Below are 18546 nucleotides of genomic sequence, written 5' to 3' on the forward strand. Positions count from 1 at the left end.
GGTCTGCTCACTCGTCTTCCAGCATGGAGCGGATGAGCGGAATGGTGATGGCGCGCTGGGTACGCAGGGCGTAGCCGTCCAGGCGTTCGAGCAGCAGCATGAGGCTGGAGAGGTCGCGCGAGAAGCGGGTGAGCATGAAGTCCATCACCTCGTCGCCGAGGAAGACACCACGCTCGTCGGCGGCGCGGCGCAGCACCGAGCGCCGCTCGGACTCGCCGAGTGCGCGCAACTGGTACACGTGGCCCCAGCCCAGGCGGGTGCGCAGGTCTTCGCGCAGCAGCAGATCGGCGGGCGGACGGTCGCTTGTGGCGAGCACCCAGCGCGCAGAGCCGTGCGCCGGGTTCTGGGCATTGACGAACCAGTTGAAGGCCGCGGCCTGCTGCGTGGCGGTGTAGAGGTGTACGTCGTCGAGCAGCACGGCCTCCCAGCGCTCGTCGAAATCGGCCGGATCGTGGGTGCTGGCGTCCATCCAGCCCACGGGGGCGCCGTGCTCGCGCACGGCCTCGCGGACCGCACGCAGCAGGTGCGTCTTGCCGCTACCGCCCTCCCCCCACAGGAGAGTGGGCACGGGTGATCGCTGCGGGTTGCCCACCCACAAGCGCAGGTGGTCGAGCGCCGCTTCATTGCCCACGGGCACGAAGTTCTCGAGCGTGGGCACGGGCGCCAGCCCGATGTCCAGCGCGAGTTGCTTCATGGGCTGCGGCGCCGGGCTGTTCACGGCTTGGGCTCGCTGCGTGTCACGGGCGCCTTGTGGTACAGGTCGCTCGCCAGATACTGTTGCTTCAGGCGGCGCGCCGCCACCAGCAGCACGGCGCTGGCCGGCAGCGCCAGCAGCACGCCCACGAAACCGAACAGGTGACCGAAGGCCAGCAGCGCAAAGATGACGGCAATCGGGTGCAGGCCGATCGCTTCGCCCACCAGACGCGGCGTGAGGTACAGGCTCTCGACCACCTGGCCCAGCAGGTAGACCGCGACCACGGCCAGCACCCCCGCGACGGACTGGAACTCCAGTAACGCCGCCAGCACGGCGAGCACCATGCCGAGACCGAAACCCAGGTACGGCACGAACACGGCCAGTCCGGTGAACACGCCGATCGGCAACGCCAGGTTCAGGCCGATGAGCGCCAGCGCCACCGTGTAGAACACGGCGAGCACGCCCATCACCAACAACTGGCCGCGCAGGTATTGGCCCAGCACGCCATCGGTCTCGTCCAGGAAGCTCTGCACCGACTCGCGCCAGCGCGGCGGAATGAGCCGCTTGGCGCGTTCGACCAGGGCTGACCAGTCGATCAGCAGGTAGAAGGCCACGATGGGCATGAGGAACAGGTTGCCGAACAGCGCAGCGACGGCACTGCCACCGATGCGCAGCGATGACAGGAGACCGGCCAGCAGTTCGCTCTCGTTGCCGCTGACGAGCTGCGACAGCCAGCGCCCGACCTGCTGCACGTCGATCTGGGCGCTGATGCCCAGGCGCGCGGCCAGCGGCGCAATGAAGGCGTTGAGCCGCTCCAGGAGCGCCGGCACCTGCTCCTTGAGCAGCGGGACCTGCTGCGAGATGACGGGCACGATCAACAGCACGACGGCCAGCAGCACCAGCATGAGCATGGTGATGGCCAAGCCCGCGCCCAGCCAGCGCGGCACACCCCGCGCGGCCATGCGCTCGACCAGCGGGTGCAACGCGTAGGCGATGCCGATGGCCAGCAGGAACGGCATCAGCACCGGTGCCAGCAGCGTGAGCAGCAGCACGATGACCAGGGCAATGACGGCCCAGGCGGCGACTCGGATCTGCGTGGGAGTGAAGTTCATGGAGCGGGCCGGGGCGCGGCGCGCGAGGGCGGGCCCGTAAAATCCGGTCCCGAATTCTATCGGTCGCCCCTGGCGCCGCCCTTTGCCCCCTGCACCGGCCCGCCCGGCCCCCCGTCATGAGCACCACCCCCCTGTCCTACAAAGACGCCGGCGTCGACATCGATGCCGGCGATGCCCTGGTCGAGCGCATCAAGCCGCTGGCGAAAAAAACCATGCGCGAGGGCGTGCTGGCCGGCATCGGCGGCTTCGGTGCGCTGTTCGAGGTGCCCAAGCGTTACCGGGAACCGGTGCTGGTGAGCGGCACCGACGGCGTGGGCACCAAGCTCAAGCTGGCCTTTGAATGGAACATGCACGACACGGTGGGCATCGACCTGGTGGCCATGAGCGTGAACGATGTGTTGGTGCAGGGCGCCGAGCCGCTGTTCTTCCTCGACTACTTCGCCTGCGGCAAGCTCGATGTCGACACCGCGGCAGCGGTGGTCGGCGGTATCGCCAAGGGCTGCGAACTCTCGGGCTGCGCGCTCATCGGCGGCGAGACGGCCGAAATGCCTGGCATGTACCCCGCGGGCGAGTACGACCTGGCGGGCTTTTGCGTTGGCGCGGTCGAGAAATCGAAGATCCTCACCGGCCGCAACGTGGCCGAGGGCGACGTGGTGCTGGGGCTGGCGTCGCACGGGGTGCACTCCAATGGCTTCTCGCTGGTGCGCAAGTGCATCGAGCGAGCCGGCGCGAACCTGCCCGCCACGCTCGACGGTCTGCCGTTTCGCGAGGCGGTCATGAAGCCAACGCGCCTGTACGTCAAGAACGTGCTGGCTGCCCTGCAGGAACACCCGATCAAGGCCCTGGCCCACATCACCGGCGGTGGCCTGCTGGAGAACATCCCGCGCGTGCTGCCCGACGCGCTGGCCGCGCACCTGGTCAAGGGTAGCTGGCCTCAGACCGAGTTGTTTGCATGGCTGCAAAAGACCGCGGGCATCGACGACATCGAGATGAACCGCACCTTCAACAACGGCATCGGCATGGTGGTGGTGATCGCCGCCGACCAGGCCGAGGCCTGCGCCGCCACGCTGCGCAGCCTGGGCGAGACGGTCTACACCATCGGTCGCATCGCGCCGCGCGACGCGGGTGCCGCGGTGGTTGTCGGCTGAGCGCCCTCAGGCGATGTCCTCGGACATCACCACCCGCACGCCGGGTGTGGCAACGAGCGCGGCCTCCAGCAACGTGCGGGCAATGGCCTCCGCGGGTACCACGCGCCAGCGCGCCGGCAACAACGGCCGCAAGGCCTGGGTCAGCCCGATCGACAAACGCTCCAGCGGCCGCTGCTCCAGGCGATCACCGCCAATGAGCCCGGGCCGCACCAGCGTCAGCGAGGGATAACCCAGCGCCAGCAGGTCACGCTCGACCTCGCCCTTGGTGCGTGAATAAAACACGCGCGAGCGAAGGTCGGCGCCGAGCGCCGAGTTGAAGGCGAAGGCCTGTGCCCCCTGGCGCAGCGCGCATTGCGCCACGCGCAGCGGCAGGTCGTGGTCGACACGGTAGAAGGCCTCGCGCGAGCCGGCGGCCTTCATGGTTGTGCCGATGGTGCATACCACGGCATTGACCGCCCACCACTCGGCCTGCTCGGGCAGGCGCTCGAAATCCACCACCGGGTTCAGCAGCTTCGGGTGGCTGGGCAGCGCGCGCCGCGTGGGCGCCACCACGCGCGCAACCTGCGGGTGGGCCAGCGCCTGGCGCAACGCATGACTGCCCACGAGGCCGGTGGCACCGGCCACCATGACGGTCTTCATCGCGGGTCTCCCGGTGTCTGGGTGGCACGCCACGTGGCCTGGTAGGCGGCCAGGCGCGGCCCGCCCAGGGCAACAGCTCGCTCCGCGGCCGCGCGCGCACCGGGCGCGTCGCCACGTTGCAGACGCAGCCAGGCCAGGTTGTTCCAGGCGTCGGCGAAGTCGGGCTGCAGCTCGGTAGCGGCCTCGAAAGCGCGGCGGGCATCGTCGCTTGCGCCCAGCGCGTGAGCGGTGTTGCCGGCACCGAAGTGCAGCAGCGCCACCTGCGGCCAGCGCCGCAGACCGGCCTGGTAGGCGGTGTGCGCGGCCTGCACGTCCAGGCGTTCCAGCGGTGCCACGGCCGCCGCCCAGCGCGCGCCGTCGGCGGTGGCTGGCGGGGCGTCGGGCGCCGCCACACGCACAGCCCAATGTTGCGAACGCGCCCAGGTGCGTTCGAAAGTGGACAGCGGCAGGCGCAAGCGCTCCGTGGTGCCGGAGTGCAGCTCGATCTCGCCCGCGGGCCAGTCGTAGCCCACCGCCACCGCGTAGTGCCACTGGGGTGCCATGGGCAGCGACAGGTTCTGCAGCACCAGCACGGGCGCGCCACTGGCCAGCTCGCGCAGCAAGGCCTTCAGGCTGGGTTCGATGACATACGGCACCAGACCGTTGCGCCGTGCCGCGGCCAGCATTTCGGCCTGCAAGGCGCCCTGGCGCCCGGGCAGGTATACCTGCGGCGTGAGCTGCTCGGGTGTGACCGTCCGCCCGGCCGCCTGCGCCACCATGGCCAGCGTGGTGGGTCCGCACAGCGTGTCGCCCGGCTGTGCAAAGAACGGCACGCGCTCGACCTGCGCTCGCGCAGGCAGGCCCGCCACGCCCTGCGCCTGCAGCGCCGCCAGCTGCGGCGGCGCTGCGCACCCGGCCAGCAGGAGCGCAGAAAGCACAACCCCCGCCAGGGCGGGGGTTGTGGGGCGCAGCAAGCGCAGCGTCATTGGATGGAACGGGTGAACGGGAAGACCTTGGTGAACCCGAGGATGTCGGTGATGAGCAGGATCACGAAGATGGTGAACAGCGCGCCCACGATGCCGGCGCCGGCGGGGGCGCTGTCCACGCGGTCGGCCAGCGCCGCCACCTCGGCGTCGGACATGGCCCGCACGCGCTCGATGGCTTCGGCCGCGCTCACACCTTGCTGCGTGAGGGCCTGGCGCACGTCGTCGCGAGCGAGGAATTCGCTGACCTTGTTGCGATCGGCTTCACCCGCCGCGGTGACGAGCGCCTGCTCGGTGCTGACAAGACCGGCCTGCGCCGACAGTGGCAGGGCCCCGAGCGTCATGGCAGGAATCAGCAAGGTGGCCACGGTACGTTGAAGGAAGTTGCGCATGTTGTTGCTTCTGTGGGGTTGGACGAACCTTGGAATGTTCGCCGGGACGCATACCCGGCGTCAACCCGGCTTACAAGCCGATACGCGGCAACGTCCGCAACAGGCGACGATGGGTGGGCCGCGGCTCAGTTGGGTGCACGGCGCAATTCCTGCAGCCGCTGCTCGATGGCGGCGCGCTCCAGTGCGTCGTCGGTGTGCTCTACGAAGGTTTCCAGGTCCTCCACCGCCCGGCGGACATCGCCGAGTTCGGCCCAGGCCAGACCGCGGTCGCGGTACTCTGCCCAGGCCTCAGGCTGCAGCACGATGAGCCGGTCCTGCACCGACACGAGCCGCAGCCAGTCCTCCTGGGTGCGGTGGATCTCCTTCAGGTTGCGCAGCATGCGCGCCAGAATCTCGCGCGGCGACGCCGCTTGCAGATACAGGCCCACCGGCACGTCGAAATCGTCGACCAGGCCATTGCGGCGCTTGTAGGGCTCCAGCCGCTCCGAGAGGTCTTCCCGGCTGAGCGACTGGCCCGTGAACGGGTCGATCACCACCTGCCCGTTGGGCAGGTTGATCTTGATCATGAAGTGCCCGGGGAAATTGACGCCACGCGCCTTGAGCCCCAGGCCCTGGGCGAGTTCGAGCCACAGCACCGCGAGCGAGATGGGGATGCCCCGACGCGTGCGCAACACCGCGTTGAGGTAGCTGTTGTCGGGGTCGTAGTAGTTGTTGACGTTGCCGCCGAACCCCATGTCGCGGAAGAAGAACTGGTTGAGAACGCGCAGGCGCTGCAGCGCGCCGGCATCCTCGGGGCAGCGGCGTTTGACGCGCGCAAGCATCTGGTCGACGTCACCCAGTACCTGCTGCACGTCCAGGTCGGGGTATTCGTCCTGGGCGATGGAAGCGGCAGCCTCGAACAAGGGCAGCGCATCGTCGTCGCGCACGAGGGACGCGAAATAGCCCAGAGGCGTGGGCGCGCTGATGTCGAGGGAGAAATCCATGGAATCCCGTCGCCGCAACGGCGCGGCGAATCTATTGTCGGACGAACTGGCGCAACTTCAAACCGGCCAGCACCAGGGTGCCGAAGTACAGCGCCGCCGCACCCACCACGCACAGCGCGAGCAAGCCCACACGGGTGAGCGCCGTGGCCTGCAGATCGATCCATGCCATGTGGGAGGCCGCCCAGGTGAGAAACACCGCCAGCAGCGCGCTGGCCGCCAGCACCTGCAGACCGAACACCGCCCAGCCGGGCGACGGCTTGTAGGCGCCTCGGCGGCGCAGGCCCACCAGCAGGAACAGCGCGTTGACCAGTGCCCCGAGCCCGATCGCCAGCGCCAGCCCGGCGTGCGCCAGGTAAGGCACCAGCACGAGGTTGAGCAGCTGGGTGAGCACCAGCACGCCGATGGCGATCTTCACCGGCGTGCGGATGTCTTGGCGCGCGTAGAAGCCCGGTGCCAGCACCTTGATGGCGATCAGGCCGATCAGTCCGGCGCCATAGCCCATGAGCGCCAGGGCCGTCTGCTGCACGTCGGCGGCGCCGAAGCGCCCGTAGTGGTAGAGGACGGCCACCAGCGGCTGGGCGAAGGTGAGCAGGGCCACCGCACAGGGCACGGCCAGCAGCACCACCAGGCGCAGGCCCCAGTCAAGCAGCGCGCTATAGCGCTCGTTGTCGTCTGCCGCCTGCGCCGCGGCCAGTTGAGGCAGCAGCACCACGCCCAGCGCCACGCCGAGCAAGGCTGTCGGGAACTCCATCAGACGATCGGCGTAGGTCAGCCAGCTCACGCTGCCCACCGTCAGATGCGAGGCAATCTGCGTGTTGATGAGCAGGGACAACTGCGCAACGCTCACCCCGAGCAGGGCTGGCAGCATGAGCGTGGTGACCCGCCGGGTGCCCGGGTGCGCCCAGGCCGCCCTTACCGCCGACCAGCGCAGGCCGATACGCGGTAGCAGGCCGATGCGCCGCAACGCGGGAATCTGCACCGCGAGTTGCAACACACCGCCCAGCAGCACACCGCCGGCTATGGCGTAGATGGGCGGGATGCCCAGGGAGCCGAACCACGGTGCGCCCAGCCAGGCAGCGGCGATCATGGCCACGTTCAGCAGAACGGGCGTGGCAGCCGGCACGGCAAACCGCCGCCAGGTGTTGAGCACGCCCGCCGCGAGTGCCACGAAGGACATGAAGGCGATGTAGGGAAACATCCAGCGCGTCATGACGACCGCGGCATCGAATCCGTCTGGCGACTGCTTCAGGCCGGCGGCCATGGCATAGACCAGCACCGGGGCCCCGACCACGCCCAGCACGCTCGTGACCAGCAACGCCCAGGCGAGCACCGTGGCGATCTGGTTCACCAGTTCGCGCGTGGCCTCATCCCCCTCCTTTTCGCGGGTGGCGGCCAGCACCGGCACGAACGCCTGGCTGAACGCGCCCTCGGCAAACAGCCGGCGCAGCAGGTTCGGGATGCGAAAGGCGACGTTGAAGGCGTCGGTCAGGGCGCTGGCACCGAAGGTGGCAGCCATCAGCAGCTCGCGCACCAACCCGGTGATGCGCGAGGCCAGGGTCAGCAGCGAAACCAGGGAGGCGGACTTGAAGAGCGACACGCCGCGCAGTGTAAGCGCGCCCTAACCGCCTTCCAGCGGGCCTCCGGGCCATTCCAGGGGCACCGGGCTATAATCGCGGGCTTTGCTGGCAACATCCACAAACACCGAAGGAACACCACCATGGCCACCAAGCCGAAGAAAAAGAACCCTCGCCTGGCGTCCGGTCGCAAACGCGCCCGCCAGGACGTCAAACTCAACGCCGCCAATACGTCGCTGCGCTCGAAGTACCGCACCGCGGTGAAGAACGTCGAGAAGGCCGTCGTCGCCGGCGACAAAGCCAAGGCGACCGAACTGTTCGCCAAGATGCAAGCCGTGGTCGACACCATCGCCGACAAGGGCATCTTCCACAAGAACAAGGCCGCTCGCGACAAGAGCCGCCTGTCCTCGAAGGTCAAGGCCCTGGCCATCGCGGCCTGAGCCACCACCCTCACCCGCCCGGGCCCTGATTCGGGGCCTGCCGTTTGAACAGGGTGCGCTGCCAGCAAAGCAAAAAAGCCGTCGCAAGACGGCTTTTTTGTTTCCGGGCGCCGGGTTTCGGGCTCCTCGGGCTATCGGTCGGGGAGCAGGCAGCCCTCGGCCACCTGCAGGTCGTTGTCGCGCGCGAAGTTCATGCAGAAATCCCAGGCCATGGGCTCGGCCTCGCGCAAGTCGCTGTGCACCACCACGCATTTGATGCCGTTGATGAGGTTGGGCACGCACCAGGGGGAATAGCTGAGGTGGCTGCCCGGTTGGGCGCCGCCGGGGCGAAAGCCGCTCATCACGCCCGCCAGGCGCTCGGCCCAGTCGCTCGGGCGAAAGGTGCGTCCATCGCGGGTGATGCCCTGGATGAACACTTGCTTGGGCGGGGATGCGGCCATCGGCTGGAGGGTGATCCGGTGGTTGCGGACTCAGGCAGGAAGCGGGCCACCGCGGGCACCGGGATCGCCGGGCGGGTGGCAGGACGAGAATTCTATCTTATATAAGACTCGGGTATACCCTCGTACGATCCACACCGCGAGGCGGATCGCAGCGATGCCGCTTCGTCATCGGTCGCCCATGGGACGTGTGCCTACAATCGCGCTTCAACGGCTCACCTGCCCTGCAGCGTTGAGCCGATTTCTTTTGACCGGCCTGCCCTCGGAGCCCCTGCATGAACGCTGCGCTGAAACCCGTCGCCTCGCCCCACGTGATGAACACCTACGGTCGCCTGCCGATCGCGATGTCGCACGGCCGAGGCTGCCGCGTCTGGGACACCAACGGCAAGGAATACCTCGACGCACTCGCCGGCATCGCCGTCAACACCCTGGGCCACGGCCACCCCAAGCTGGTGCCCGCGTTGCAGGACCAGGTGGCGAAGATGATCCACTGCTGCAACTACTACCACGTGCCCGACCAGGAGCGCCTGGCCCAGATGCTGGCGGAGCGTTCGGGCCTGACCAACGTGTTCTTCTGCAGCACCGGCCTGGAAGCCAACGAGGCCGCGCTCAAGCTGGCGCGCAAGTACGGGCACGACAAGGGTATCGAGCGCCCCGAGATCGTGGTCTACGAGAAGGCCTTCCACGGCCGCTCGATTGCCACCCTCTCGGCCACCGGCAACCCCAAGGTGCAGGCCGGCTTCGGCCCGTTGGTGGAGGGCTTCGTGCGCGTGCCCGCGAACGACATCGAGGCCCTCAAGAAGGCCACCGCCAACAACCCCAACGTGGTGGCCGTGTTCTTCGAAACCATCCAGGGCGAAGGCGGCATCAACCCGATGCGCGCGCAATACCTCAAGGACGTGCGCGCCTTGTGCGACGAGCGCGACTGGCTGCTCATGATCGACGAGGTGCAGTGCGGCATGGGCCGCACGGGCAAGTGGTTCGCGCACCAATGGGCCGGCATCGTGCCCGACGTGATGCCCCTGGCCAAGGGCCTGGGCTCGGGCGTGCCCATTGGCGCGGTGGTGGCCGGCCCCAAGGCGGCCAACATCTTCCAGCCCGGCAACCACGGCACCACCTTTGGCGGCAATCCGCTGGCCATGCGCGCCGGTGTCGAGACCATCCGCATCATGGAGGAGGACGGCCTGCTGGCCAACGCCGAGCGCGTCGGCTCGCACCTCAAGGCCGCCCTCGAGAAAGGCTGGGCCGGTGTGGCCGGTGTCAAGGAGATCCGCGGCCAGGGGCTGATGCTCGGTATCGAGCTTGATCGGCCCTGCGGCGTGATCACGCAGCGCGCGGCCGACGCCGGCCTGCTGCTGTCGGTGACGGCCGACAACGTGATCCGTCTGGTGCCGCCGCTCATCATCACCACGGCCGACGCCGATGCCATCGCCGCCATTCTGGTGCCGCTGGTCAAGGCCTTCCTGGCGGAGTGAGCACGCCCATGTCGATCCGCCACTACCTGCAGTTCAAGGACTTGAGTGCCGACGAGTACGCGCACCTGTTCGAGCGCGCGGCGTTCATCAAGCGCAAGTTCAAGGCTGTCGAGAAATACCAGCCCTTCGCCGACCCGGACCGCACGCTGGCGATGATCTTCGAGAAGGCCAGCACGCGCACCCGGGTGAGCTTCGAGGCCGGCATGTACCAGATGGGCGGCTCGGTGGTGCACCTCACCACCGGCGACAGCCAGCTTGGCCGCGCCGAACCCATCGAAGACAGCGCGCGCGTGATCAGCCGCATGGTCGATATCGTGATGATCCGCACCTTCGAGCAATCGAAGATCGAAGCCTTCGCCGCGCACTCGCGCGTGCCGGTGATCAACGGCCTCACGAACGAGTTCCACCCATGCCAGATCCTGGCCGACCTGTTCACACTGGTGGAGTACCGCCCCGCACCCAGCGGCAAACCGCTGGACGCGATCCGCGGCAAGGTGGTGGCCTGGGTGGGCGATGGCAACAACATGGCCAACACCTGGCTGCAGGCGGCCGAGCTGCTGGGCTTCACGGTGCACGTGAGCACGCCCGGTGGCTACGAGGTCGACCCGGTGCTGGCCGGCATCAGCGACCGCGGCTGCTACAAGGTCTTCAAGGACCCGCGTGAAGCCTGCCGGGGCGCCGACCTGGTGACCACCGATGTCTGGACCAGCATGGGCTTCGAGGCCGAGAACGAGGTGCGCCGACAGGCCTTCGCTCAGTGGTGTGTGGACGAAGCCATGATGCGGCTTGCCAAACCCGACGCGCTGTTCATGCACTGCCTGCCCGCGCACCGCGGAGAGGAAGTGGCGGCCGAGGTCATCGATGGCCCGCAAAGCGTGGTCTGGGACGAGGCCGAGAACCGGATGCACGCGCAAAAGGCGCTGATGGAATACCTGCTCCTGGGACGCATCGGCTGAGACCATGTCCGCTTGCACGGCCTGTGGCGCGTGCTGCGCCTGCTTTCGCGTGGACTTTGCGGTCCACGAAATGGAGGACATGGGCGGGCGCGTGCCCGGCGGGCTGGCGGTCGAGGTCAACGGCAGCACCATGCGCATGCGGGGCACCGACCACGTACCCGTGCGCTGCGCCGCGCTCACCGGCAAGATCGGTGAGCGGGTGAGCTGCGGCATCTACGAATGGCGCCCTTCGCCCTGCCACGAATTCGAGGAAGGCAGCGACGCCTGCGAGCGCGCGCGGGCCCGGCACGGTCTGCCGCCGCTTGCCACACCGGCCTGATGCTTCAGACCTGAAGTTTTTGATCGGGTGTTGGCTTTAACCGACACCACGGGTATTTTCACGGTGCTACCTTCGCCGCGCCATGAAAACGCTCTGGGACATCTCCCCTCCCGTCCACGCCGGCGCGCCGGTCTTTCCCGGCGACACCGCCTACACGCAGCAGTGGGTCGCGAGCATCGGCCCGGGCTGCCCGGTGAACGTGAGCGCGATCACGCTGTCACCGCACGTTGGCGCGCACGCTGACGCCCCGCTGCACTACGACCCGAACGGCCTGCCCATCGGCGAGGTGCCGCTCGACACCTTCATCGGCCCGTGCCGCGTGATCCATGCCATCGGCGTTGGCGCACTCGTGATGCCCGGACATATCGCACACGGCATGGCCGATCTGCCACCGCGTGTGCTCGTTCGCACCTATGCGCGCATGCCCCAGAGCACATTCGACATCGCGTTGCCCGCCTTCGCGCCTGAAACGGTGGAACTGCTGGCCGACCGCGGCGTCCAGCTCATTGGCATCGACAGCGCCAGCATCGACCCGGCGAGCAGCAAGACGCTGGACAGCCACCAGGTGATCCGCCGCCGCGGCCTGCGCGTGCTGGAGAACCTGCTGCTCGATGACGTGCCCGAGGGCGACTACGAACTCATCGCCCTACCCTTGAAACTGACCACCGCCGACGCCTCCCCGGTGCGCGCGGTACTGCGTTCCCTCCCATGACCACCACCCTGCAAGACTGCCGCGCACTCGACGCGCAAGATCCACTGCACGCTCTGCGCGAGCTGTTCGACATTTCCGAAGGCACTGTCTACCTGGACGGCAACTCCCTGGGCGCCATGCCGCGTTCGGCGCCCGCGCGCGTGGCCGAGGTCGTCACGCAGGAATGGGGCCGCGACCTGATCCGCAGCTGGAACAGCGCCGGCTGGTTCGAGCTGCCGCGCAAGGTCGGCGACCAGATCGCCCGCCTGATCGGCGCGGCACCGGGCACCACCATCGCCACCGACAGCACGAGCGTGAACCTGTTCAAGGTGCTCAGTGCCGCACTGCGCATCAGCGCACAGCGCAGCCCGGGCCGCTGGCGCATCGTGAGCGAGCGCAGCAACTTCCCGACCGACCTCTACATTGCCGAAGCCTTGTGCAAGGACAAGGGCTGGGAGTTGGTTCTCGTCGAGCCGCATGAGATCGCCGACGCGCTCAAGGACGAAAAGCTCGCGATCCTGATGCTCACCCACGTGAACTACCGCACCGGCGCCATGCACGACATGGCCGCTGTCACGAAAGCCGCGCACGACGCCGGCGCGCTGGTGGTGTGGGACCTCGCGCACAGTGCGGGCGCGGTGCCGGTGAACCTCACCGCGGCCGACGCCGACTTCGCCGTCGGTTGCGGCTACAAGTACCTCAACGGCGGGCCTGGCGCGCCGGCCTTCGTGTGGGTGAACCCGCGCCACGCCGACAGCTGCTGGCAGCCGCTGGCCGGCTGGTGGGGCCACGACAAGCCCTTCGCCTTCACGCCCGACTACCAGCCCGCCGCGGGCATCGTGCGCTACCAATGCGGCACGCAACCCATGATCAGCCTGGCCGCGCTCGAATGCGGCGTGGCCACCGTGCTCGCGGCCGAACCCTTCGGCGGCATGGCCGCGCTGCGCCGCAAGTCGCTCGCGCTCACCGATCTGTTCATTCAACTCGTGGAGGAACGCTGCGCGGGCCAGGGTCTTGCCCTCGTCACGCCGCGTGACCACGCGCAGCGCGGCTCGCAGGTCTGCCTGAGTCGCGGCCAGGGTGCCTACGCCATCGTCCAGGCCCTTATCGCGCGCGGCGTCATCGGCGACTTCCGCGCGGGCGACGGCGCGGGCCACCCCGACATCCTGCGCTTCGGCTTCACGCCGCTGTACCTGGGTTTCGAGGACGTCTGGAACGCCGTCGAGCACCTGCGCCAGGTGCTGGAGAGTGGCGAGTGGCAACGCCCCGAGTTCAACCGGCAACACGCGGTGACCTGAGATGGCCTCGCAACCGCAACGCCCCGAAGACGTGGTGCGCGACGAGCGCGCCCAACTCGACTTCAGCCGCGACATGAGCTACGGCGACTACCTGCAGCTCGACGCCATCCTGAACGCGCAAAAGCCGCTCTCGCCCGCACACGATGAAATGCTGTTCATCGTGCAGCACCAGACCAGCGAGCTGTGGATGAAGCTCATGTTGCATGAGCTGCACGCCGCCATCGCGCACATCGCGCGCGACGATCTGCCGCCGGCCTTCAAGATGCTCGCGCGCGTGAGTCGCATCATGGAACAGCTGGTGCATGCATGGGACGTGCTGGCCACCATGACGCCGCCCGAGTACAGCGCGCTGCGGCCCTACCTGGCGAAATCGAGTGGATTCCAGAGTCACCAGTACCGCTGCATCGAGTTCGCCATGGGCAACAAGAATGCGGCCATGCTGCAGCCGCACGCGCACCACCCCGAGCGTGCCGCCATCGTGCGCGCGGCGTACGAGGCGCCCTCGCTGTACGACGAATGCCTGCGCCTGCTGGCGCGCCGCGGCCTGCCCGTGCCGGCCAGCCACACCGAGCGCGACTGGACGCAGCCCTACGAGGCCAGCGATGCCGTCGAACAGGCCTGGTTACAGGTCTACCGAGACCCCAAGGCCCACTGGGACCTGTACCAGCTCGGCGAGGAACTGACCGACCTGGAAGACAGCTTCCGGCTCTGGCGTTTCCGGCACGTCACCACCGTGGAACGCGTGATCGGCTTCAAGCGCGGCACCGGGGGAACGGGCGGCGTGAGCTACCTGCGCAAGATGCTCGACGTGGTGCTGTTCCCCGAAATCTGGCGCCTGCGCACCGCCCTCTGACGCACCGGCCCTCGCGTCAGCTCGGCCGGATGTTGTTGCGCCGGATCACCTCGGCCATGGCCTCGGTGTCGGCCTTCACGCGCCTCGCCAGGCCTTCAGGCGACGTACCCGCCACCGTCCAGCCCTGGTTGAGGATCTTCTCGCGCACGTCGGGTCGACGCACGATGTCGGTGAGCAGCGCAGAGAGGCGGTTCACATGCGCCTTGGGCAGGCTGTTCGGTGCGGCCACCGCATTCCAGATCTCGAGCTGGAAGTCCTTGATGCCGGCTTCGCCCAGGCTGGGCACCTCGGGTACGACGCCACTGCGCCCGGCCGAGGTGACGCCCACCGCGCGCAGCTTGCCGCCACGCACCTGGGCCATGGCCAGGCCCGGGGGCAGCAGCGACATCTGGATCTGCCCGCCCACCATCGCGGCAATGACCTGCGGGTTGCCGGGGTACGGCACGTGCACCGCGCCCAGGCCAGCACGGCCCTTGAGCAGCTCCATGCCCAGGTGCGCCACGGTGCCGATGCCGGGCGTGCCGTAGTTCCACTTGTCGCCGCTGGCGCGCGCGGCCTCGAAAAAGGCGCGCGGATCGGCCGGCGTGTCCATGGACGCGGTGAGCACCAGCGGCGCCACCGCGAGCAGCGAGACCGGGGCGAGATCGGTGAGCGGGTCGTAGGTGGTGGCGGGGTTGAGGATCTTCGCGATCGTCATGTTGCCGTTGATCATCAGGCCGATGGTGTGGTCATCGTCGGCACGGGCCACCTGCGCGGCCGCCACGTTGCCACCGGCACCGGGGCGGTTCTCGATCACCACCGGCTGACCCAGCGCCTGCTGCAGCGTCTCGGCGATGGTGCGGGCCATCAGGTCGGGCGAGGAGCCCCCGGGGAAGCCGACCACGATCTTGAGCGGTCGGCTGGGCCATGCGGGTTGTGCGGATGCAGGCGCGGTGACGGCAGCGGCCGCGAGCGCGGCACCGGTGGCCAGGGCATGGCGTCGGTTCATCGGGGGCAGGGTCATGTCGTGTCTCCAGTCATCAACGGGGTGAGGGACTCAGGCGCGGCGCGTGGCGTCGCCTGGCCCGCGGTAGAGCCACGCATTGTCCAACAGGCGCTCGCCCAGCAGGGCCATGGCCGCATTGCGCGCCCAGCGCAGCGGGCCACGGGCATGGAACACGGTGCCATTGCGGCGCGAGCGCCGCTGCACCTGCGCATTGCGCGCCCAGCGCAGCGCAGCGTAGCGCTCGAAACGTTGCGGCCAGTCGGTGAGCGCAGGATCGGCCACCACGCGGCCGAGCGCCCATGCGTCCTCCAGCGCCATGGCCGCCCCTTGCGCGAGGTAGGGGCGCATGGGGTGCGCGGCATCGCCCAGCAGCGCAATGCGGCCACCGGCCATGCCATGCGGCCCACTCAAGGGCGCGCGATCGTGCAGTACCCAACGCGTCCAGGTGGGCACGGCGTCGAGCCAGCCAGCCAGCTCCGCGTGCACCGGGCCGAGCGCGGCCTGCAGATCGGCGCGCGTGGCCGGCTCCGACCAGCTCTGCGCGTCACGCGGCAAAAAACCGTGCGCGTGCACCACGGCGACCAGGTTGAAGGCATCGCCACCGCGCACCGGGTAGTGCACCACATGCAATCGCGGACCGAGCCACACCAGCACGCGGGGCACGCGCAAGGCCACGGGCAGCGCCGACGCTGCCACCAGGCCCCGGTAGGCCAGGTGTCCGGTGGGCACGGGCGGCAGGGTGTCCACCACCGCGTGGCGCACCCGGCTCCACAAGCCATCGCAACCCACCAGCGCCGGGCCGATCGCCACTTCGCCGTTGTCCAGCCTCACCTTCACCGAGTCGTTGCGCTCGGTAACCGAGGCCACGCGCGTGGCCAGCCGCCATTGCACCCCGCCATGCGCCCGCACGGCCTGCAGCAGCAGCGCGTGCAGATCAGCCCGATGCAGGCAGGCATAGGGCTGGCCATGGCGCCGCATCATGTCTGCGCCCAGCCGCAGGTGGCCGAGTTCGTGACCACGTGAGGCATCGCGCACCTGCAAGGCCTCGGGCCACGCGGCCACCGCGTCCAGCGCATCGCGCAACCCCCAATCCGCCAGCACCCGCACGGCGTTGGGGCCGAGCTGCAGGCCGGCACCCACCTCACTAAAGGCGTGAGCCTGTTCGACCACGGTGAGTGGCACGCCCTGGCGCGCCAGCGCGAGCGTTGCGGCCAGACCACCGATGCCACCACCGGCCACCAGCAAGGACATCTTCATGCAGTGGATGGTATCTGCGACCGCCGACGCGCCTGGATCGCCTCCCACAGATCGGCCATAGGCAAGCCTTGGGAACCGGCGATGAAGCGGGGTGACAAAACAGCGCGACCTCACACCGACACGCAACGACGCGGGATGGGCACCCTGTTCACCAATCAAACGTCCAGCCTGCCGAACTCAACTTTTCGCCCCGCTGCCCCCATGCGACCTCAATCTGTCGACAACAGCTCATACATCGCCAAGACAACGGCGTCCATCCAGAGACCGCTGAACCCTGTTTCGCCAAGGCCTGGTCCGCAGCAAACACAACCTAACGTCCACAACACCGCCGACCAAGAACATTGGATCACGAATCAGCTCGACGCCGAGGCCGGCTTCGAGCTGTTGCCTGTGTACGAAGACTTTCTCGACGGTAGCGCCTCGGGACAAGGCAGCCTCCCGCCTGCGGCGAGTAAACCGGCGTTTGTGAAGGCGCTTTGCCGTCTGCCCCTCCAGGAACGGAACAAGACCGCTGTTGCCATGAGGGACTGTTCGACGCTTGAGGACGCATTGCGCTGCATTTTGAAGGCGCGCTCCAGCGGCCATACCGAACACGGCGTGCGCGTCGGCTCGATCCTGGGCCTGTTGAAAAGACTGGCACCGACTTCCCCCGAAGCCCAGACTTTTGCGTGTTTGTGCCTCGCAAACTTTCACCTGGAATTGGCCAACCGAACACTGACGTCAAACGTTGCCGCATTGGCCTACTCGCTGCCTGCAAACCTGCCCGACGAACTCGGTCCTTATCTGCAGATGTTGTGCAGCAATGCACGCGCGGGTGTGGATCGCATCCGGCGTTACTTTCCCGAAGGCCTGCCGTCGGATGAACTTCGCGTGGCCTTGGAGACGATTGAGGCCCGGGTTCAAGCCTACGAAACGCAAGGATCCCAACGCATTCAAGCGACAGTGAACACGCTTCTGGGCACAGTGCCTTCGGTGAAAGAGAAAACATCGACCCGTCTGAAGCGCCAGCACGTCGAGGCCATTGAACGAACAATACAAACCAACGACCACGATGACAACCGCCCGAGACCTCTACCCCTTTGGCAGCCGGTCAGTGCGCAGACACCGCATGTGGAGCAGCGCATCAACACACCGCAATTCGTGGTGGCACCCCAGCCGCGTCCCGACGTTGTCAGCACCGCAGCACGTCCTGTCCTGGTCACGCCCATGCCGATGCAGGGCTTTCCCGCCCAGCAAGCCGTTGGCCGTGCAGGCGCGCCCACCTGGGAGCCCGCGGCGTGCTTCGGGCAGTTGCTGGCGTTGAAAAATCGAGGTCAATTGGACATTCCCAACAACGCATTGCCTGCCATCAGCGCCTTCGCCACATGCACCGACCGGCAGAGCGTTCTGCCCGTGATGAAGAGCGTCAGCTGGTTTGACTTGACCGAGACGCTGGCGCTGACCAGCAAACTCAACCCGGCAGCAGCTGGAGCGTTCGCCCTTGCCATCACGCTTCACGCCGCCCGTCAATCGTTCTCCATTCCGGACCAGGCTGCTCAGGCCCTCGCCGAGGGACTGAGGCACGTGAAGCGCTGGCCAGATGACGTGCCCTTCAACGTCGAACTGGCGATTCAAGCGATGCGGCTGCCGCCCGTGTTGCGCGACGCCATGCAAACACTCTTGAACGAGCTGATGCATCAACCGCGCCAATGAAACCGCGCCCATGAAACGCGCGCGCCCATTCAATGCGGGCGTTCCACCCGAACGCCTGGCCTGAGCGTTTTTTCCAGCCGCACCCACTCACCCTCAACCAGCCCTGATTTCAACAGCCATGCATCTCAGATCCAACGGTATCCCCACCCTGTGGAGCGGGGCGTTCTCGAGCGCCACGCATTCGCCCCATTCGGGCACGGGGGTGCCGCACACACCCACGCAGCCTGGAAACACACCGCACACACCCACGCAACCTGGCAACACCTCGAACATCCCATCGATCCAGAGCGCTCAACTGCCTGCGCCGCAACCAAACAACGCAGGTTCGTGGTTCGGTGATGACCCCGTCCCGTGGCTGTTCGAGAACGATTTAGGGTTCAATTTTTATCCGCCGGACCCCGTGGAGCCCACCTCCGTCAACAATCCGAACGATGCGGCCTCCATCAACAGCACGCCAACGCCAGGCAGACCGGCGGTGCTGACGGCAATGGACCGTCTGAAAGAGAGAGAAAGAGCCTGTCAGTAATTTTGTGTGCGAGGCATAGCATGACGATCAGGAGCATCTATGCCAAGCAAGACAAAGACGAAGAACGCGGCTATTGCCGCCAGGACAGCGGCGCTGCCGCAGATCCCCAAGGA

The 18546-nt window shown here is 67.7% G+C and carries 20 protein-coding genes; 10 read left to right on the forward strand and 10 right to left on the reverse strand.

The features are described 5' to 3' along the window. Positions 1-7: 7 nt before the first annotated feature. Both hda and M3149_RS16620 read right to left on the reverse strand, forming a co-directional pair. Positions 8-694: a DnaA regulatory inactivator Hda gene (hda, locus tag M3149_RS16615; RefSeq protein ID WP_251710682.1), complete on the reverse strand. Its 687-nt coding sequence runs from the start codon at positions 692-694 to the stop codon at positions 8-10. Positions 695-714: 20 nt separating this feature from the next. Then, positions 715-1806 (reverse strand): AI-2E family transporter, encoded by a 1092-nt coding sequence (locus M3149_RS16620; RefSeq protein WP_251710661.1) that lies wholly within the window; start codon positions 1804-1806, stop codon positions 715-717. A gap of 116 nt (positions 1807-1922) precedes the next feature. Between M3149_RS16620 and purM the strand changes: the two genes are divergently transcribed. Then, positions 1923-2954: a phosphoribosylformylglycinamidine cyclo-ligase gene (gene purM / locus M3149_RS16625; protein ID WP_251710662.1), complete on the forward strand. Its 1032-nt coding sequence runs from the start codon at positions 1923-1925 to the stop codon at positions 2952-2954. 6 nt (positions 2955-2960) lie between these two features. Here the strand turns inward: purM and M3149_RS16630 are convergent, their stop codons facing one another. From M3149_RS16630 to murJ, 5 genes are all read right to left on the reverse strand, one after another. Continuing rightward, complete coding sequence (locus M3149_RS16630; protein ID WP_251710663.1) at positions 2961-3593, reverse strand: NAD-dependent epimerase/dehydratase family protein; 633 nt, start codon at positions 3591-3593, stop codon at positions 2961-2963. Then, complete coding sequence (locus M3149_RS16635; protein ID WP_251710664.1) at positions 3590-4558, reverse strand: PA2778 family cysteine peptidase; 969 nt, start codon at positions 4556-4558, stop codon at positions 3590-3592. Before M3149_RS16635 ends, M3149_RS16630 begins: the two co-directional genes overlap by 4 nt. Next, entirely contained in the window at positions 4555-4947 is a 393-nt protein-coding gene (locus M3149_RS16640) for a PA2779 family protein (protein ID WP_251710665.1), read from the reverse strand. The genes M3149_RS16635 and M3149_RS16640 overlap by 4 nt, the downstream gene beginning before the upstream one ends. A 125-nt stretch (positions 4948-5072) precedes the next feature. Further along, complete coding sequence (locus M3149_RS16645) at positions 5073-5930, reverse strand: SirB1 family protein (protein ID WP_251710666.1); 858 nt, start codon at positions 5928-5930, stop codon at positions 5073-5075. 31 nt (positions 5931-5961) lie between these two features. After that, positions 5962-7527, reverse strand: a complete 1566-nt coding sequence (gene murJ / locus M3149_RS16650; RefSeq protein WP_251710667.1) for a murein biosynthesis integral membrane protein MurJ — start codon at positions 7525-7527, stop codon at positions 5962-5964. Positions 7528-7647: 120 nt separating this feature from the next. Here murJ and rpsT point away from each other — a divergent pair, with 120 nt between their 5' ends. Next, a complete protein-coding gene (rpsT, locus tag M3149_RS16655) occupies positions 7648-7944 on the forward strand; it encodes a 30S ribosomal protein S20 (protein ID WP_251710668.1) in 297 nt (98 codons plus the stop codon). A 131-nt stretch (positions 7945-8075) separates the two neighbouring features. Here rpsT and M3149_RS16660 read toward each other — a convergent pair whose 3' ends face one another. Continuing rightward, positions 8076-8384, reverse strand: coding sequence for a DUF3579 domain-containing protein (locus tag M3149_RS16660; protein ID WP_251710669.1), 309 nt, complete (start codon positions 8382-8384; stop codon positions 8076-8078). A 272-nt stretch (positions 8385-8656) separates the two neighbouring features. Between M3149_RS16660 and M3149_RS16665 the strand changes: the two genes are divergently transcribed. From M3149_RS16665 to kynA, 6 genes are all read left to right on the forward strand, one after another. Then, positions 8657-9856 (forward strand): aspartate aminotransferase family protein, encoded by a 1200-nt coding sequence (locus M3149_RS16665; RefSeq protein WP_251710670.1) that lies wholly within the window; start codon positions 8657-8659, stop codon positions 9854-9856. An 8-nt stretch (positions 9857-9864) separates the two neighbouring features. Beyond that, positions 9865-10812: an ornithine carbamoyltransferase gene (gene argF, locus M3149_RS16670; protein ID WP_251710671.1), complete on the forward strand. Its 948-nt coding sequence runs from the start codon at positions 9865-9867 to the stop codon at positions 10810-10812. A 4-nt stretch (positions 10813-10816) separates the two neighbouring features. Then, positions 10817-11131, forward strand: a complete 315-nt coding sequence (locus tag M3149_RS16675; protein WP_251710672.1) for a YkgJ family cysteine cluster protein — start codon at positions 10817-10819, stop codon at positions 11129-11131. An 82-nt stretch (positions 11132-11213) separates the two neighbouring features. Next, on the forward strand, positions 11214-11843 hold the full coding sequence (kynB, locus tag M3149_RS16680; protein WP_251710673.1) for an arylformamidase: 630 nt from the start codon (positions 11214-11216) through the stop codon (positions 11841-11843). After that, the gene (gene kynU, locus M3149_RS16685; protein ID WP_251710674.1) at positions 11840-13120 is read left to right on the forward strand and encodes a kynureninase; all 1281 of its coding nucleotides are present in this window, start codon (positions 11840-11842) and stop codon (positions 13118-13120) included. Before kynB ends, kynU begins: the two co-directional genes overlap by 4 nt. Before the next feature lies 1 nt (position 13121). Continuing rightward, positions 13122-13973 (forward strand): tryptophan 2,3-dioxygenase, encoded by an 852-nt coding sequence (gene kynA / locus M3149_RS16690; RefSeq protein WP_251710675.1) that lies wholly within the window; start codon positions 13122-13124, stop codon positions 13971-13973. 16 nt (positions 13974-13989) lie between these two features. Here kynA and M3149_RS16695 read toward each other — a convergent pair whose 3' ends face one another. Together M3149_RS16695 and M3149_RS16700 are read right to left on the reverse strand one after the other, a co-directional pair. After that, positions 13990-14976, reverse strand: a complete 987-nt coding sequence (locus tag M3149_RS16695) for a Bug family tripartite tricarboxylate transporter substrate binding protein (RefSeq protein WP_251710676.1) — start codon at positions 14974-14976, stop codon at positions 13990-13992. A gap of 33 nt (positions 14977-15009) precedes the next feature. Next, positions 15010-16215, reverse strand: coding sequence for an FAD-dependent monooxygenase (locus M3149_RS16700; RefSeq protein ID WP_251710677.1), 1206 nt, complete (start codon positions 16213-16215; stop codon positions 15010-15012). Positions 16216-16416: 201 nt separating this feature from the next. Here M3149_RS16700 and M3149_RS16705 point away from each other — a divergent pair, with 201 nt between their 5' ends. Together M3149_RS16705 and M3149_RS16710 are read left to right on the forward strand one after the other, a co-directional pair. After that, on the forward strand, positions 16417-17907 hold the full coding sequence (locus M3149_RS16705; protein ID WP_251710678.1) for a hypothetical protein: 1491 nt from the start codon (positions 16417-16419) through the stop codon (positions 17905-17907). A 118-nt stretch (positions 17908-18025) separates the two neighbouring features. Continuing rightward, positions 18026-18433, forward strand: a complete 408-nt coding sequence (locus M3149_RS16710; protein WP_251710679.1) for a hypothetical protein — start codon at positions 18026-18028, stop codon at positions 18431-18433. Positions 18434-18546 lie beyond the last annotated feature (113 nt).

Source organism: Hydrogenophaga intermedia (assembly GCF_023715105.1).
Classification (GTDB): domain Bacteria; phylum Pseudomonadota; class Gammaproteobacteria; order Burkholderiales; family Burkholderiaceae_C; genus Hydrogenophaga; species Hydrogenophaga intermedia_A.